This window comes from Caulobacter sp. LARHSG274 (genome assembly GCF_052871235.1).
Map to the genome: position 1 here is coordinate 14505 of NZ_JBIXJO010000033.1, position 14579 is coordinate 29083.

17 protein-coding genes are annotated in these 14579 nt (G+C 70.8%); 6 read left to right on the forward strand and 11 right to left on the reverse strand.

Annotated features, from left to right (window positions below):
• Positions 1–39: 39 nt before the first annotated feature.
• The 3 genes from ACIPQB_RS25685 to gpmA all read right to left on the reverse strand — a co-directional run bounded on the left by ACIPQB_RS25685 (position 40) and on the right by gpmA (position 3521).
• Positions 40–1305, reverse strand: coding sequence for a pentapeptide repeat-containing protein (locus ACIPQB_RS25685; RefSeq protein WP_446488087.1), 1266 nt, complete (start codon positions 1303–1305; stop codon positions 40–42).
• A 132-nt stretch (positions 1306–1437) separates the two neighbouring features.
• The gene (locus ACIPQB_RS25690; RefSeq protein WP_446488088.1) at positions 1438–2697 is read right to left on the reverse strand and encodes a pentapeptide repeat-containing protein; all 1260 of its coding nucleotides are present in this window, start codon (positions 2695–2697) and stop codon (positions 1438–1440) included.
• A gap of 110 nt (positions 2698–2807) precedes the next feature.
• Positions 2808–3521: a 2,3-diphosphoglycerate-dependent phosphoglycerate mutase gene (gene gpmA / locus ACIPQB_RS25695; RefSeq protein WP_446488089.1), complete on the reverse strand. Its 714-nt coding sequence runs from the start codon at positions 3519–3521 to the stop codon at positions 2808–2810.
• 106 nt (positions 3522–3627) lie between these two features.
• Between gpmA and ACIPQB_RS25700 the strand changes: the two genes are divergently transcribed.
• The 3 genes from ACIPQB_RS25700 to ACIPQB_RS25710 all read left to right on the forward strand — a co-directional run bounded on the left by ACIPQB_RS25700 (position 3628) and on the right by ACIPQB_RS25710 (position 6412).
• A complete protein-coding gene (locus tag ACIPQB_RS25700) occupies positions 3628–3864 on the forward strand; it encodes a hypothetical protein (protein WP_446488090.1) in 237 nt (78 codons plus the stop codon).
• A complete protein-coding gene (locus ACIPQB_RS25705) occupies positions 3861–4817 on the forward strand; it encodes a KpsF/GutQ family sugar-phosphate isomerase (protein WP_446488091.1) in 957 nt (318 codons plus the stop codon). Before ACIPQB_RS25700 ends, ACIPQB_RS25705 begins: the two co-directional genes overlap by 4 nt.
• Before the next feature lie 98 nt (positions 4818–4915).
• Positions 4916–6412: a phosphomannomutase/phosphoglucomutase gene (locus ACIPQB_RS25710; protein ID WP_446488092.1), complete on the forward strand. Its 1497-nt coding sequence runs from the start codon at positions 4916–4918 to the stop codon at positions 6410–6412.
• 12 nt (positions 6413–6424) lie between these two features.
• Here ACIPQB_RS25710 and ACIPQB_RS25715 read toward each other — a convergent pair whose 3' ends face one another.
• The 5 genes from ACIPQB_RS25715 to ACIPQB_RS25735 all read right to left on the reverse strand — a co-directional run bounded on the left by ACIPQB_RS25715 (position 6425) and on the right by ACIPQB_RS25735 (position 9806).
• Positions 6425–7207 carry an IclR family transcriptional regulator gene (locus ACIPQB_RS25715; RefSeq protein ID WP_446488093.1) on the reverse strand — a complete coding sequence of 261 codons (783 nt, stop codon included), beginning with the start codon at positions 7205–7207 and terminating at the stop codon, positions 6425–6427.
• A gap of 197 nt (positions 7208–7404) precedes the next feature.
• Entirely contained in the window at positions 7405–8199 is a 795-nt protein-coding gene (locus ACIPQB_RS25720; protein WP_446488094.1) for an SDR family NAD(P)-dependent oxidoreductase, read from the reverse strand.
• The gene (locus ACIPQB_RS25725; protein WP_446488095.1) at positions 8196–8906 is read right to left on the reverse strand and encodes an SDR family oxidoreductase; all 711 of its coding nucleotides are present in this window, start codon (positions 8904–8906) and stop codon (positions 8196–8198) included. Before ACIPQB_RS25725 ends, ACIPQB_RS25720 begins: the two co-directional genes overlap by 4 nt.
• A gap of 26 nt (positions 8907–8932) precedes the next feature.
• The gene (locus ACIPQB_RS25730; protein ID WP_446488096.1) at positions 8933–9352 is read right to left on the reverse strand and encodes a MaoC/PaaZ C-terminal domain-containing protein; all 420 of its coding nucleotides are present in this window, start codon (positions 9350–9352) and stop codon (positions 8933–8935) included.
• A 10-nt stretch (positions 9353–9362) separates the two neighbouring features.
• A complete protein-coding gene (locus ACIPQB_RS25735) occupies positions 9363–9806 on the reverse strand; it encodes a MaoC family dehydratase N-terminal domain-containing protein (protein ID WP_446488097.1) in 444 nt (147 codons plus the stop codon).
• A gap of 154 nt (positions 9807–9960) precedes the next feature.
• Here ACIPQB_RS25735 and ACIPQB_RS25740 point away from each other — a divergent pair, with 154 nt between their 5' ends.
• Positions 9961–10764: an SDR family NAD(P)-dependent oxidoreductase gene (locus tag ACIPQB_RS25740; RefSeq protein ID WP_446488098.1), complete on the forward strand. Its 804-nt coding sequence runs from the start codon at positions 9961–9963 to the stop codon at positions 10762–10764.
• An 18-nt stretch (positions 10765–10782) separates the two neighbouring features.
• On the opposite strand, the gene acpS is transcribed toward ACIPQB_RS25740, so the two are convergent.
• From acpS to pyrE, 3 genes are read right to left on the reverse strand one after another with little or no spacing between them, the layout of a single operon-like run.
• On the reverse strand, positions 10783–11175 hold the full coding sequence (gene acpS, locus ACIPQB_RS25745) for a holo-ACP synthase (RefSeq protein WP_446488099.1): 393 nt from the start codon (positions 11173–11175) through the stop codon (positions 10783–10785).
• Complete coding sequence (locus ACIPQB_RS25750) at positions 11172–11927, reverse strand: pyridoxine 5'-phosphate synthase (RefSeq protein WP_446488100.1); 756 nt, start codon at positions 11925–11927, stop codon at positions 11172–11174. Before ACIPQB_RS25750 ends, acpS begins: the two co-directional genes overlap by 4 nt.
• Positions 11928–11932: 5 nt before the next feature.
• Positions 11933–12517 (reverse strand): orotate phosphoribosyltransferase, encoded by a 585-nt coding sequence (gene pyrE / locus ACIPQB_RS25755; RefSeq protein WP_446488101.1) that lies wholly within the window; start codon positions 12515–12517, stop codon positions 11933–11935.
• A gap of 324 nt (positions 12518–12841) precedes the next feature.
• Here pyrE and ACIPQB_RS25760 point away from each other — a divergent pair, with 324 nt between their 5' ends.
• Together ACIPQB_RS25760 and ACIPQB_RS25765 are read left to right on the forward strand one after the other, a co-directional pair.
• Positions 12842–13852 carry a LacI family DNA-binding transcriptional regulator gene (locus ACIPQB_RS25760; protein WP_446488103.1) on the forward strand — a complete coding sequence of 337 codons (1011 nt, stop codon included), beginning with the start codon at positions 12842–12844 and terminating at the stop codon, positions 13850–13852.
• A gap of 9 nt (positions 13853–13861) precedes the next feature.
• Positions 13862–14269: an NUDIX domain-containing protein gene (locus ACIPQB_RS25765; RefSeq protein ID WP_446488102.1), complete on the forward strand. Its 408-nt coding sequence runs from the start codon at positions 13862–13864 to the stop codon at positions 14267–14269.
• Positions 14270–14579: the final 310 nt, after the last annotated feature.

Consider the following 14579-nt stretch of genomic DNA (forward strand, 5'->3'; position numbering starts at 1 on the left):
AGTGCAGCGGCTGAGGCCGCTGCAGCGTTTTCCCGACCGCTAAGCCGCCGGCGCCAGGTCCAGGCCTTCGACCTGGGTCAGGTCGCAGTCGCGGAAGCTGGCCTTGGCCAGGCGCGCGCCGGTGAGGTCCGCGCCGCGCAGGTCGGCGCCGTCGAACACCGCCTCGCTGAGGTCGGCGGCCTGGATCATCGCGTAGCGCAGCCGCGCCGCGGTCAGCTGGGTCGCGGTCTTGCGGTCGGGTCCCAGCGGCAGGGGCGACAGAACGGCCTGGCGCAGGTCGGCCTTGGTCAGGTTGGCGCCCGAAAGCTTGGCCCCGCGCAGGTCGGCCCCGCGCAGATTGGCGGCGCGCAGGTCGGCGTTCTGCAGGTTGGCCCCCTGCAGCTGGGCTCCCGACAGGTCGAGGCCGACCAGGCAGGCGCCGGGGGCGCTCATCGCCGTCAGGCGCAGGCCCTTCAGGCGGTCGCCGAGCGGCCGCAGGTCCTCGCCGTCCAGCCGGGCCGGCGCGCCTTCCTTGCCGCCGGTGCGGCACCAGGCCTGGTTGGCCAGGCAGCGCTGATAGAGTTCCGCGGCCCGCGACATCGCCAGTTCGGTCGACGATTCCAGGCAGCCGCGCATCGCCGCCCCGGTGGTCCGGGCGGTCGAGGTGTCGACGCCGGCCATCACCGCCCCGGTGAAGTTGGCGCCCTCCAGATTGGCGCCCTTGACGTCGGCCCCGTCGAGGATCGCCCCGGACAGGTTGGCCTCCTTCAGATTGGCCCCGGTCAGCTTGGCCCCGCGCAGCGAGCAGTCGCTGAAATCGGCCTTGAACGCCGAGACGCCAGAGAATTGCGACCCGTCGAGCGTGGCGCCCGAAAAATTGGCCTCGTCGGCCTCGCCGGCGCGAACCTCGTGGCGGCAGGTCTCCAGTCCCTTGCGCGGATGGGGAATGGCCACCTGGCCCTCGCGGAAGTCGGCCTGGGTCAGGTCGGCCTGGGACAGGTTGGCGCCGCGCAGGCAGGCGCCGCGCAGGTCGGCGCGGACCAGGCTGGCCTGGCGCAGGTCGGCCTTGCGCAGGTCGGTTCCGAACAGGCTGGCGCGATCGAGCTTGGCGCGGGCCATCCGGCAGCCCTCGAGGATCGAGGCCGACAGGTCGGCGTCGGCCAGATTGCGGAAGGACAGGTCCAGGCCCGACAGGTTCATGAACCGCAGCGAGGCGCGCTTGCCGCCCTGCTTGCCGGTCAGGAACTTCTCGTGGGCCGTGACGATCAGATCGAGTTCAGCCTGGCTGAGCCGTCGACGTCCCGCGATGCTCTGCGCCGCCGCCATTTACTGAAAACTCCCCCGAGCCTCTTGATCCGGTCGCAGCATAAAGGGGGATCAACAGCGAAGCGTTAAGGCTGCGCCGTTTTGCCGCAACCCCAGGGCGCATCTCGGCCCGGAAGCGTCGGGGAATCGACCTCAGATCACATCGTCCAGGCCGCGGACGCCCAGGCGGATGGCCCCGGTGACGTCAATGTCCTTGAGCAGGGCGTTGGTGAAGTTGGCCCGCGACAGGTCGGCCCCGCTCAGGCAGGCCTGGCGCAGGTCGGCCCGGGCCAGGTCGGCGTTGGTCAGCAGGGCGCCGGTCAGATCACTGGGCAGCAGGCGGTCGGGACCGATCAGCAGCGGCCCCAGCTGGGCCTCGCGCAGGTCCGATCCGGCCAGCTTGGCGCCCTTCAGCCGCGCCCCGCGCAGGTCGGCCCGCCGCAGGTTGCAGGACCGCAGGTCCGCCCCCTCCAGCTGGGCGCCCTGCATCTGCACGCTTTCCATGTCGAGGCCGTAGAACACCGCCCCCTTGGCCGACAGGGCGGTCAGGTTGAAGCCGCGCACGGACTTCAGATTGCGCAGGTCGGCCTTGTCGAACACCGAGGGCTTGCCCTCGGCCCCGCCGGTCTCGCACCAGCGGGCGTGGTCGGCGATCATCTGCTCGTAGGGCATGTCGGCGACGTCGGTGCCGGCGGCCTTGTCGGTCAGGGCCCCGTCGAGATTGGTGTCGTTGATGTTCCACGACATCGTCTTGGCGCCCACCAGCACGGCGTTGCGCAGGTCGGCGCCGGCCAGATTGGCGCCGGAAAGGTCGGCCCCGGCCAGGTTGGCGCCGTTGAAATTGGCCTGCTTGAGGTTGGCCCGCACCAGCTTGGCGTCCTTGAGGATCGCATCGCTGAAGTCGGCCTTGTTGGCGATGATCCCCGACAGCCGCGAGCGCTCCAGATTGGCGCCGGCCAGGATCGCGCCGGTGGCCAGGGCCTCGCGCTGGGTCGGTTCGAGGACGCGGTAGCCCTCCTTGCGGTCGGCGGCGGCGATCTGGCCTTCGCGCAGGTCGGCCTCGAACAGGTCCGCGCCGGTCAGGTTGGCGCCGCGCAGGCTGGAGCCGCGCAGGTCGCTGCGCCGCATCGAGGCGTCGGTCAGGTCCGAGCCCTGCAGGTCGGCGCCATAGAGGCTGGCGTTGTCGAGCTTGGTGCGGCGCAGGTCGCAGCCGACCATCAGCGCCCCGGTGAAGTCGGCGTCGCAGAGATTGCGGCCGGTGACCGACAGCCCCGAGATGTCGCAGAAGGCGAACACCGCGCGCGCCCCGCCGAGCCGAGCCGACCACAGGCGGTCATGCTTGGCGCAGATCAGGTCCACGTCGTGTTGCGTCAGGCGCCGATGGTCTTGGCCTGCCGCGGGCGGGGCGTTCATGGCTGCTCGCGTCATCTCCCCGGAGGGCGAGGCGGCGAAGATGCACGAAGCCGCATTAACGCTGCGTTTCCAAGTATTTCGGGGCGACAATGCGCCGCCCCGAGACGCCGTCAGCCCGCACTGGGAAGCGGCTGGGCCCGCGACTCGTCGAGATAGCGGGCGCCGGTCGGCTTCAGGTCGCCGTCCAGGTCGATGACCAGCGGATTGCCGGTCGGGATCTCGACATGGACGATGTCGGAGTCGGGCACACCGAACAGGTGCTTGACGATGGCGCGCAGCGAATTGCCGTGGGCGGCGACCAGGATGGTCTCGCCGGCCTTCAGCTTGGGGGCGATCTCGGCCTCCCAATAGGGCAGCACGCGGACCAGGGTGGTCTTCAGGCTTTCGGTGGCCGGCAGGTCGAGGCCCTTGTAGCGGCGGTCCTTGCTGAAGTCGTAGTCGCCGCCCGGGGCCAGGTCCGGCGGCGGGATGTCGTAGGAGCGCCGCCAGATGGTGACCTGGGCCTCGCCGTGCTTCTCGGCGGTCTCGGCCTTGTTGAGGCCGGTCAGGCCGCCATAGTGACGCTCGTTCAGGCGCCAGTCCTTGGTGACCGGCACGAAGCTCTGGCCGGCGGCGTCGAGCGCCAGGTTGCAGGTGCGGATCGCCCGGGTCTGGACCGAGGTGAAGGCCTCGTCGAGATCGAGGCCCGCCGCCTTGATCAGCTCGCCGCCCTTGCGGGCCTGGGCCTCGCCCTCGGCGGTCAGATCCACGTCCACCCAGCCGGTGAAGCGGTTTTCGAGATTCCACTGGCTCTGGCCATGGCGGAGCAGGACGAGGACGGGCATCGGACCTCCAGGATGTGTCGCAAGGCGGGCTAAGCCCCGGGGCGCCCTGCGTCAAGCGTCGCGTCCACCCTCTCCCGGTTTGAAAGCGCCGTGCTATAGGCAGGCCATGCCTGATCGTCTCTTCATGCCCCTGATGGCGCTGATCGCCCTGGCGATGATCGCCTTTTCGCTCGTCTGGCCGCAGGGCTATGGCGACCGCTCCCCCGGTCCCTGGGGCTCGACCCCGCTGCAGCAGACGCCGGAGATGCGCGTCAAGATCCAGCGCGAGAAGGACGCCGCGGCCCGGCGCGAGCAGCAGGCCCGGCAGCAGGTGGGCGACGTGCGGGCCGCGACCGCCCCATGAGCGCCTTCGACGCGATCGCCGTCGGCCAGCGGGTGCTGAACGCCGAGGCCAAGGCCCTGGCCCAGCAGTCGGCGGCGCTGGACGATTCGTTCGTCCGGGCGGTGGAGACCCTGTTCGACGCCAAGGGCCGGGTGGTCTGCACCGGCATCGGCAAGTCCGGTCATGTGGCCCGCAAGATCGCCGCCACCCTGGCCTCGACCGGCACGCCGGCCATGTTCGTCCACGCCGCCGAGGCCAGCCACGGCGACCTGGGCATGATCGGCCAGGGCGACGTGGTGCTGGCCCTGTCGAAATCGGGCGAGGCCCGCGAGCTGTCCGACAGCTTGGCCTACGCCAAACGGTTCTCGATCCCGCTGATCGCCATCACCGCCGTCGCCGACAGCCAGCTGGGCCGGGGGGCCGACGTGCTGCTGCTGTTGCCCGACGCGCCGGAGGCGACCGCCGAGGTCAACGCTCCGACCACCTCGACCACCCTGCAGATGGCCCTGGGCGACGCCCTGGCGGTGGCCCTGCTGGAGCGGCGCGGCTTCACCGCCCGCGACTTCCGCGTCTTCCATCCCGGCGGCAAGCTGGGGGCCATGCTGCGCACGGTCGGCGACCTGATGCACGGCGAAGCCGAGCTGCCGCTGACCCCCGAAGCCGCGCCGATGTCGCAAGCCTTGCTGGTGATGAGCGAGAAGCGCTTCGGGGCCGTCGGCGTGGTCGACGCCGACGGAACGCTCAGCGGCCTGATCACCGACGGCGACCTGCGCCGCCACATGGACGGGCTGATGGCCCACACCGCCGGCGAGGTCATGACCCGCGCGCCCCTGACCATCGCCCCCGGCGCCCTGGCGGCCGAAGCCCTGAAGCTGATGAACGAGCGGCGCATAACGGTGCTGTTCGTGGTCGAACAAAAACGTCCGGTCGGCATTCTGCATGTGCACGACCTGCTGCGCGCCGGCGTGATCTGAACCAATCCGCCTCTTCCAACAGCGTTGTCACGCGAACATGCTAGTCGTCGCGAGCCCACGACGCTAAACGCAACCTGCCACAACTGAAGCGAGCCCAGATGTTTTCTGCCCCCCGCGCCGACCTCGTCCCCAACACCGCCGCCTATGAGAATGAGCCCCTGGTCAAGGCCACCGGCTTTCGCGAATACGACGCGCGCTGGCTGTTCGGGCCGGAGATCAACCTGCTGGGCGTTCAGGCGCTGGGCCTGGGCCTGGGGACCTACATCCACGAACTGGGCCAGTCGAAGATCGTCGTCGGCCACGACTTCCGCTCCTATTCCAGCTCGATCAAGAACGCCCTGATCCTGGGCCTGATCAGCGCCGGCTGCGAGGTGCACGACATCGGCCTGGCCCTGTCGCCCACCGCCTATTTCGCCCAGTTCGACCTCGACATCCCCTGCGTGGCCATGGTCACCGCCAGCCACAACGAGAACGGCTGGACCGGCGTGAAGATGGGCGCCCAACGGCCGCTGACCTTCGGTCCCGACGAGATGGGCCGCCTGAAGGAGATCGTGCTGGGCGGCCAGTTCGTCGAGCGCAACGGCGGCAAGCTGATCCGCGTGGCCGGCATGGCCGAGCGCTACATCGCCGACGTCTCGACCCGCGCCCAGCTGAAGCGGCCGTTGAAGGTGGTCGCCGCCTGCGGCAACGGCACGGCCGGCGCCTTCGCGGTCGAGGCCCTGCAGCGGATGGGCGTGGCCGAGGTGATCGGCATGGACGTCGAGCTCGACTACACCTTCCCGAAATACAATCCGAACCCGGAAGATCTGGAAATGCTGCACTCGATGGCCCACGCCGTCCGTGAGCATGGCGCGGACCTGGCCTTCGGCTTCGACGGCGACGGCGACCGCTGCGGCGTGGTCGACGACGAGGGCGAGGAGATCTTCGCCGACAAGATCGGCCTGATGCTGGCCCGGGACCTGGCCCCGCTGCATCCGGGCGCGACCTTCGTGGTCGACGTCAAGTCCACCGGACTCTACGCCACCGACCCGATCCTGGCGGCCCACGGCTGCAAGGTGATCTACTGGAAGACCGGCCACAGCTACATCAAGCGCAAGAGCGCCGAGACCGGGGCCCTGGCCGGGTTCGAAAAGAGCGGCCACTTCTTCATGAACAAGCCGCTGGGCCTGGGCTACGACTGCGGCCTGACCGCCGCCGCCGCCGTGCTGGCCATGCTCGACCGCAACCCCGACAAAAAGCTGTCGGACCTGCGCAAGGCCCTGCCGGTCGCCTACACCTCCCTGACCATGAGCCCGCATTGCGACGACGAGAAGAAGTACGGCGTCGTCGCCGACGTGGTGAAGGAATACGAGGACCTGTTCGCCGCCGGCGGCTCGATCTTGGGCCGCAAGATCAAGGAAGTGATCACCGTCAACGGCGTGCGCGTGCACCTGGACGACGGCTCCTGGGTGCTGGTCCGCGCCTCGTCGAACAAGCCCGAGATCGTGGTCGTGGTCGAGAGCACCCAGTCGGAAGACGACATGCGCGCCCTGTTCCGCCAGGAAGTCAAACCGCGCCTGGGCGACCGGGTCGGCAAGTACAACCAGGAAATCTGATCCTGGCCTGATTCAGGCGGCCGCCACGCGCCCCGAGGCGTGGGCGGCCGTCTTGACGACCGCGGCCACCAGGGCGTCCTGGTTGGCCAGCAGCCGGTCCGAGGGCGCGCCCAGCGACACCGCGGCCAGAACCTCGCCGTCCGGCCCGAACACCGGCGCGGCCACCGCCGCCGAATCCTCGACCGACTCCCCCAGGCTGATCCAGTAGCCGGTGCGGCGCACCTCCTCCAGCTGGGCCCGCAGCACCTCGCGATCGGTGTTGGTCCGCGGCGTCAGCGGGGCCAGCCTGGCCTTGGCGATATAGTCGTTCTGGTAATCGGCCGGCTGGTAAGCCAGCAGCACCCGCCCCGCCGCGGTCGAATAGAGCGGCCCGCTCATGCCCAGGCGGACCATGTAGCGCACCGGCCGCGGGCTCTCCAGCACGTCGATATAGACGAAGCGATGGGTCTGGTGGTCGAGCACGGCCAGGTTGACCGACTCCTGGGTCTCGTCGGCCAAAGCCCGTAGATAGCCCCGCACCAGCCGCGGCAGGTCGTAGGCCGAGCTGATCGTCGCCGCCAGGCGAAAGGCCCGCGGGCCGAGCCGGTACAAGCTCCCTTCGGCGACCAGGAAATCGTCGCTGACCAGCGGCCGCAGACTGTTGAGCAGGGTGCTCTTGGGCGCGCCCAGCGCGACCGAGATGTCGGCCAGCGGCAGCCCGCCCGGCGCGCCGGCCAGCAGTTCCAGCAGGGCCAGCACCCGCCCCATGGCCCGCGGCCCGCCGCTGTCGCGTTCGATCTCAGAATCGCCGGTCATGTCGTCTCCATCCGGCCCCAGACTAGGAGACCCGGGCCGCGAACAACAGTCCCGCCCCGCGCCGTGCGTCCTTCGAGGCTTCGCTGCGCTACGCACCTCAGGATGAGGGATTCAGCACAACGTTCCTCATCCTGAGGCGCCCTCCGCAGGAGGGCCTCGAAGGACGCACAGTTGGTCCGCTGGCCGGCCTGCGCCCCTCAGAGCGCGGTGTAGTAGCCGCCGTCGACATTGACGGTCTGGCCGGTCACATAGCGCCACAGGTCGCTGCATAGGGCCACGGCGGCCGGGCCGATGTCGTCGCGCATGTCGCCCATGCGCCCCAGCGGGAAGCTCTTCATCGCCTCGCGGGTGCGGGCCGGATCGCTCTCGAGATAGGCCCGGGCCGCGTCGGTCAGGGCGGCCGGGGCCAGGGCGTTGACGACGATGTCGTAGGGACCCCACTCCCGGGCCAGGGCCTTGACGAAGCCGCGCTGCGCCGCCTTCAGGGCGGTATAGGTCGGGTTCATGGCCCCCCCGTGCTGGCCCTGGGCCGAAGACAGCACCAGGAACCGCCCGCGCCCGGTGTCGCGCAGGTGCGGCAGGGCGGCCTGGGCCAGGTGGTGCAGGGCGTCCAGCGACACCCCGGCCTGCTCGGCCCACAGGGCCTCGTCGATGTCTTCCAGCGCCGTCGGCCGCGCCAGGGTGCTGGCGGCGTTGTGGACGACGATGTCGAGCCCGCCGAAGGCCTGGACGGTCGCCTCGACCGTGCGTCGCACCGCCTGGGCGTCGCAGACGTCGGTGGCGACGAACAGGGCCTCGCCCCGCCCTCCTGCCCGGATCATGGCGACCGTCTCCTCGCCGCCGGCCGGGCTGCGGGCCGCCACCACCACCCTGGCCCCCGCCAGGGCCAGCGCGCAGGCCAGGCCGCGGCCGACCCCGCCGCTGGCCCCGGTGACGATCGCCGTCCGCCCCGCCAGCAGGCCGGCGGCGGCGTTCCAGTCCATCCCGCTCATGGGACCATCCATTCGCCGCCGTCCACCATCAGGGTCGCTCCGGTCACCCCGCGTCCGCCCGGCCCGGCCAGCCAGGCGGCCAGGGCGGCGATCTCGGTGCGCGCGTCGGGCCGCCGGCCCAGCGCGATCGGCACCGGGTCGCCCTTGGCCGCCAGGTCGGCGGCGTCGAAATGGTTCGACAAGGCCCGCGGCGCCGCCGCCGCCCAGTTGACGGTCACGCCGCTGCTCCCCCACTGGCGGGCGACCGCCTTCATCAGGCCGCGCTGGCCCTCCAGCGCCGTGCTCAGCGCCGTCATTCCCGCCCCGCCGACCAACGACAGCGACGGGGCCAGGAACAGGATCGCCCCCCGCCCCGCCGGCTTCATCCGCTTCCCCAGCGCGGTCAGCAGCCGCATGGCGACGCGGATCGGCTCGACCGCTCCCGCCCGCCAGGCCACCAGGTCCAGCGCGGCCAGCGGTTCCAGGGTCGTCGAGGCCTCGGCCAGCAGGCTCAGCACCACCAGGGTCGGCGCGCCTTCCGGCCCCAGGACCGCCGACAGCGCCGCCTCGACCTCATCGGCCGCGCCCCCCAACCGCGGATCGTCCAGGGTGGTCACCGCCGCCCCGGCGTCGGCCAGGCCCTCGGCGACGCCGGCCAACATCGGCAGACCCAGGCCGATGACCAGGGCGGTCTGGCCGTCCAGGGGACGTTCGGCGGTCGCGCTCATCCTCGCTCCAGCTCCACGGCCATCGGTCAGCCGATCCTGACCAGGGCGTCGCCGACCAGGGTCACCGGGCCGTCGACCACCGCCGCCTGCAGGCTCAGCCGAGCCAGGCGCTCGCCGTCCTGCTCGATGATCTCCTCCACCTGGCCGGTGCAGGCCACCGCCGCCCCGACCGGGGTGATGGCCGCAAAGCGGACGCCGAATCGACGCACCGCCGTGGCCCCCGCCCAGTCGGTCAGGGCCCGGCCTAGATAGGCCATCGACAGCATGCCGTGGGCGAAGGTGTCGGGAAAGCCGGCCGCGGCGGCGAAGGCCTTGTCGACATGGATGGGATTGTGGTCGCCCGAGCCGCCGGCGAACAGGGCCAGGGTCAGGGGCGTGATCGGCCCCGCCGTCAGGGCCGGAAGCGCGTCGCCGGCCTTCACCTGGGAAAGATCGTGCAGGGTCATGGCGGGCCTTCTAGTTGCGGATCACCGCCACGCTCTTCAGCATGGCGCAGACGACGTCGTCCTGGTTGCGGGCCGTGGTTTCGAGGACGATGAACTCCAGCGCCCCGCCCTTCTTGTCATAGATGTCGGCCACCCTCTGCCGCAGGCGCAGGGTGTCGCCGACCAGGATCGGATGGCGCAGCTCGAACACCTGCTCGCCGTGCAGCATCCGCGCCAGGTCGGCCTGGAGGACGTCGAACACCAGGTCCTTCGCGAACCGGCTGAGGTTCAGCAGGGTCTGGGGGTAGGTCGGCGGGGTCGGGATCCGCTCATGGCCGGCGGCGCGGGCGGCGTCGGCGTCGAGGAACACCGGGTTGGTCTCGCCGGTCGCCTGGCAGAACAGCCGCAGCTGTCCGCCCTCGACGAGGATCGGAACCTCCTCGGTCTCGGCGCCGATATGGGTGCGGTCGATCATGGAAGTCCTCATGGCGGCTGCCGTCCTGAATCCCATGGGCGCGGCGGCGGCGCGAGTCCGCCTGCGCGCCTATCGCGATTGCGATCAAGCCCATGATCCGCTCCAAGGGCCTCGTCCGGCCGCTAAGATGCGGGGGCAAAAAGAGGATCGACACATGGCGCGTCTGGCGGGTCTGGTTTCCATCATCACCGGCGCGGCCTCCGGCATCGGCGCGGCGACGGCCGAGCTGTTCGCCGCCGAGGGCGCCCGGGTCGTCATCGCCGACATCGCCCTAGACAAGGCCCAGGCCGTCGCCGAGCGCCTGCGGGCCGACCGCGGCGAGGCGGTCGCCATGGCCTGCGACATCGGCTCGGAGGACGCGATCAAGGCCGTGGTCGCCGACACCCTGGCCGCCTTCGGCCGCATCGACGTGGTGGTCAACAACGCCGCCGCCACCTTCCTGTCGGCCACCCAGGACGGCCCCCTGCTCAAGCAGACCGTCGAGCTGTGGGACACGCTGATGGCGATCAACCTGCGCGGGCCGATGCTGATGTGCCGCGAGGTCGTGCCGCACATGGTCGGCCAGGGCGGCGGCGCGATCGTCAACATCTGCTCCAACTCGATGTTCCTCGGCGACCTGGGCAACACCGCCTATGCCTGCTCCAAGGCGGGCCTGGCCACCCTGACCCGCTATGTCGCCGCCCAGCACGGCCTGGACGGGGTGCGCTGCAACGCCATCTCGCCGGGCTATATCCCGACCAAGCCGGTCACCGACGCGCGCCGCGCCAAGCTGGAAAAGGCCCTGCTGCGCCAGAGCACCGTCCCGCGCGGCGGCCTGCCGACCGACATCGGCTGGATGGCGGTCTACCTGGCCTCCCAGGAGGCCGCCTTCGTCAACGGCCAGGTCTACAGCGTCGACGGCGGCGCCCAGGCCCACCAGCCGCACCTGCCCGACCTGCGGGACTTCCTGGCGGGGTGATGCGCGGAGGAAGGAAGATCAGACCGCCTCGATGATCACGAAGGCCTGGGCGTAGGGATGGTCGTCCGTCAGGGACAGGTGGACCACCGCCGTCATGCCCGGCGGGATCAGTTCGGCCAGCCGTTCGGCCGCGCCGCCGGTGAGGGCCATGGTCGGCTTGCCGGACGGCAGGTTGACCACCCCCATGCCGGCCAGGTGGACGCCGCGCTTGAGCCCGGTGCCCAGGGCCTTGGAGCAGGCCTCCTTGGCGGCGAAGCGCTTGGCGTAGCTGGAGGCGCGGTCCGGCTTGCGCTCAGAGCGCCGGCGCTCGGTCTCGGTGAACACCTTGTTGGTGAAGCGATCGCCGAACCGTTCGAGGGACTTCTCGATCCGGCGGATGTCGCACAGGTCCGAGCCGATTCCGACGATCATAACGCATGATCCAGGCGCGCGGCGTCCATCAGGGTCCGCATCCGCAGGATGGCCTGGGGCAGGCCGACGAAGATCGCCTCGCCGATCAAAAAGTGGCCGATATTGAGCTCGGCGATCTGCGGGATAGCGGCCACCGGCTTGACCGTGGCGTAGTCGATGCCGTGGCCGGCGTGGACCTCCAGGCCGAGGCTGGCGGCCAGGGCGGCGCCGGCCTGCAGCCGCTCGAGGATGGCGGCGGCGCGCTCGACCTCGCCGGCCCGGGCGGCGTCGCAATAGGCGCCGGTGTGCAGTTCGACCACCTGGGCGCCGGCCTCGGCCGAGGCCCGGATCTGGGCCGGGTCGGCCTCGATGAACAGCGACACCCGCGCTCCGGCGGCGCGCAGGCGGGCGGTGGCGTCGGCGATGCGGCTTTGGCCGCGCACGACGTCGAGGCCGCCCTCGGTGGTGACCTCCTCGCGCCGCTCGGGCACCAGGCAGGCGGCGTGGGGCCGGGCGCCGACGGCGATGCCGACCATCTCGTCGGTGACCGCCATCTCGAAGTTCAGCGGCTTGCCGCGCCTCAGGCACAGGTCGTTGAGCAGGGCGACGTCGGCGTCGCCGATGTGGCGGCGGTCCTCGCGCAGGTGGGCGGTGATCCCGTCGGCCCCGGCCGCCAGGGCCAGCTCGGCCGCCCGCACCGGCTCCGGATAGCTCGCCCCCCGCGCATTGCGGATGGTGGCCACGTGATCGATGTTGACGCCGAGCCGCAGCATGGCGCTCAGCCCCTCAGTCGCCGGCTGCCCGGATCCTCGATCGGGATCGCCGCCAGCTCCGGCGGCAGGGCGTCGGCCGGATAGGCCGGGACCTCCAGGCTGCACAGCGCCACCAAGGGCACGCCGACATCGGCCTTGCCGCCCGAGCGGTCGACGATGCAGGCGGCCGCGACCACCTCGCCGCCGGCCGCCTGGATCGCGGCTATGCATTCGCGCGACGACAGGCCGGTGGTGACGATGTCCTCGACCATCACCACCTTCTGGCCCGGCTCCAGGTGGAAACCGCGGCGGAACTTGAAGCTGCCGCCCTCGCGCTCGACATAGATCGACGGCACGTCCAGCCAGCGGGCGGTCTCGTAGCCGGGGATGATGCCGCCGACGGCCGGCGAGACGGCGACGTCGACCGGGCCCACCGTGGCGATGATCTTCTCCGCCAGGGCCTTGCAGAGGCGCTCGCAGCGCTGCGGCCGCATGAACACCAGGTTCTTCTGCAGGAAGACCGGGCTGTGCAGGCCGGAGGACAGCACGAAGTGGCCTTCGCGCAGGGCGCCGGCGGCGCGGAATTCGTCGAGGACGTCATCGTTGGTCATGAAAGGAAGCGGCGCTCTAACAAACGGATTCAACAGTATTATTCTTAACTCTGGCCCGGGAGCGGCCACGGTCTTGCGAGCGGGTCGACAGACCCTTCGCGCAACATCCGGCAACGTCCTGCCCTACCGGCCCAAGCTAGTATCACGCCGCCGTGACGACCGACAATCCAGACCGCTCAGTTCAGCGCCGCGACACCCCTCGACACGCCTTTTGGACTTCGGCGGGCGGACATCGTTAAACTGGCGGGCGACCTGCGAGAGTCGCGATCCTGAGGCGAGAATTCCTTGAGCACGCACAGGCGGCCGGCGCCGACCATTCATGACGTGGCCCGACATGCGGGGGTCTCTTCGATGACCGCCTCGCGCGTCGTCAATCATCATCCACATGTGCGCCCCGCCGTCCGCGCCAAGGTCGAAGAGGCGATCAAGGCGCTCGGCTATCGCCCGAACCCCCAGGCCCGGGCGACGCGGACCGGGATCTCGCAGATCGGCATGATCTATTCGAACGCCAGCTCGTCGAATCTCAGCAACTATCTGATGGGCGCCTTCCGCCAGGCCAGCATCAGCGGCTGCCAGCTTCTGATCGAGCCGAGCCAGGTCCACCCCTCGCCGGCCGACGCCGTGCGCAAGCTCATCGAGGTCGGGGCCGGCGTCGTGATCCTGCCGCCGCCGCTATGCGACGACCCGGCCATCCGGGCGCTGCTGGAAGAGGCGGGCGTGGGCGCGGTCAGGTTCGCCACCGCCTGGCCGCAGCCGGACACGCCGGCGGTGTTCATCGACGATTTCGAAGGCGCACGCCTGATGACCCGGCATCTGCTCGACCTGGGCCATGTCGACATCGCCTTTGTCCGCGGCGATCCCGAGCACTCGACCGCCCAGCGCCGCGAGCAGGGCTTTCGCGACACCATGGCCGCCGCCGGCCTGGCGGTGCGCGACGACCACGTCGCCGACGGCGGCTTCAGCTACCGGGGCGGCCTGGAGGCGGCGCGGCGCCTCCTGGACCTGACCCAGCGCCCTACCGCCATCTTCGCGGCCAATGACGACATGGCCGCGGCGGTCAGCGCGGTGGCCCACGGCCTGGGCCTGGCCATTCCCGCCGACCTCAGCATCGCCGGCTTCGACGACACCCCGGTCGCCACCACCATGTGGCCGGAGTTGACGACGATCCGCCAGCCGATCGCCGACATGGCCGCCTCCGCCGTGCTTCTGGCCCTGGGAATGGGCCGGGCGGGCGGCGGCGGCCAGGTGCAGGCCGAGCTCACCCTGATCCAACGCGCCTCGACGAGCACGCCGCCAGCGGTGCGCGGATCGACCACGTCCGCCGCAACGCTGTAAGGGGGTCGCATGCGCGACGAATCATCCGCCCCTCCCCGCCCGCGCGTCGGCTGCGGCGCCGCCGTGCTCGACGCCCAGGGGCGCCTGCTGCTGGTCAAGCGCCGCCGCATGCCCGAGGCCGACCACTGGGGCGTGCCCGGCGGCAAGCTGGACTGGGGCGAGAGCGCTCGAACCTGCGCCGAACGCGAGATCGCCGAGGAACTGGGGATCACCATCGTCGCCGGGGCCGTGCTGGCGGTCACCGACATGATCGCCCCCGACCACCACTGGGTGGCGGTGACCTATCGCGTCGAGCGGTTCGAAGGCGAGCCGGCGATCCAGGAGCCGCAGGCCCTGGCCGACTGGGGCTGGTTTGCGCCCGACGCCCTGCCCGCGCCCTTGACCCAGGCGACGCGGGACGCGGTGGACGCGCTTTAAGCTCGGATGAGGGCGGCCGCTGCCGGGGCTCGCCTGCCGCGCTCGTGCGGCGTCCCATAGCGCGTCATCGATGATCCGAAGCTGTGCAGCCGGCACATGCAGCCGTTCGGCCTCGGGGTTCATGCGTTGCTCGGTACGAGCCGGTGTCGGATTCTTGACCCGGTTCCAAGCCATCTCGCCGACCTAGCAGGCCGTTGAAGAAGTCTGGCGCTGGGCGACGAAGTTGGCTTCGTCGCCGCCGTGGAAGCAGATTTGGCCCTTGAGGGAGCCATCGGATTGGAGTTCAGCCCATCCATCGCCCTGGGCCTCA

Bases quoted from the DNA above. Each gene is read 5' to 3' on its own strand.
- ACIPQB_RS25685 (WP_446488087.1), bottom strand. From the start codon at position 1,305: ATGGCGGCGGCGCAGAGCATCGCGGGACGTCGACGGCTCAGCCAGGCT.
- ACIPQB_RS25690 (WP_446488088.1), bottom strand. From the start codon at position 2,697: ATGAACGCCCCGCCCGCGGCAGGCCAAGACCATCGGCGCCTGACGCAA.
- gpmA (WP_446488089.1), bottom strand. From the start codon at position 3,521: ATGCCCGTCCTCGTCCTGCTCCGCCATGGCCAGAGCCAGTGGAATCTC.
- ACIPQB_RS25700 (WP_446488090.1), top strand. From the start codon at position 3,628: ATGCCTGATCGTCTCTTCATGCCCCTGATGGCGCTGATCGCCCTGGCG.
- ACIPQB_RS25705 (WP_446488091.1), top strand. From the start codon at position 3,861: ATGAGCGCCTTCGACGCGATCGCCGTCGGCCAGCGGGTGCTGAACGCC.
- ACIPQB_RS25710 (WP_446488092.1), top strand. From the start codon at position 4,916: ATGTTTTCTGCCCCCCGCGCCGACCTCGTCCCCAACACCGCCGCCTAT.
- ACIPQB_RS25715 (WP_446488093.1), bottom strand. From the start codon at position 7,207: ATGACCGGCGATTCTGAGATCGAACGCGACAGCGGCGGGCCGCGGGCC.
- ACIPQB_RS25720 (WP_446488094.1), bottom strand. From the start codon at position 8,199: ATGAGCGGGATGGACTGGAACGCCGCCGCCGGCCTGCTGGCGGGGCGG.
- ACIPQB_RS25725 (WP_446488095.1), bottom strand. From the start codon at position 8,906: ATGAGCGCGACCGCCGAACGTCCCCTGGACGGCCAGACCGCCCTGGTC.
- ACIPQB_RS25730 (WP_446488096.1), bottom strand. From the start codon at position 9,352: ATGACCCTGCACGATCTTTCCCAGGTGAAGGCCGGCGACGCGCTTCCG.
- ACIPQB_RS25735 (WP_446488097.1), bottom strand. From the start codon at position 9,806: ATGATCGACCGCACCCATATCGGCGCCGAGACCGAGGAGGTTCCGATC.
- ACIPQB_RS25740 (WP_446488098.1), top strand. From the start codon at position 9,961: ATGGCGCGTCTGGCGGGTCTGGTTTCCATCATCACCGGCGCGGCCTCC.
- acpS (WP_446488099.1), bottom strand. From the start codon at position 11,175: ATGATCGTCGGAATCGGCTCGGACCTGTGCGACATCCGCCGGATCGAG.
- ACIPQB_RS25750 (WP_446488100.1), bottom strand. From the start codon at position 11,927: ATGCTGCGGCTCGGCGTCAACATCGATCACGTGGCCACCATCCGCAAT.
- pyrE (WP_446488101.1), bottom strand. From the start codon at position 12,517: ATGACCAACGATGACGTCCTCGACGAATTCCGCGCCGCCGGCGCCCTG.
- ACIPQB_RS25765 (WP_446488102.1), top strand. From the start codon at position 13,862: ATGCGCGACGAATCATCCGCCCCTCCCCGCCCGCGCGTCGGCTGCGGC.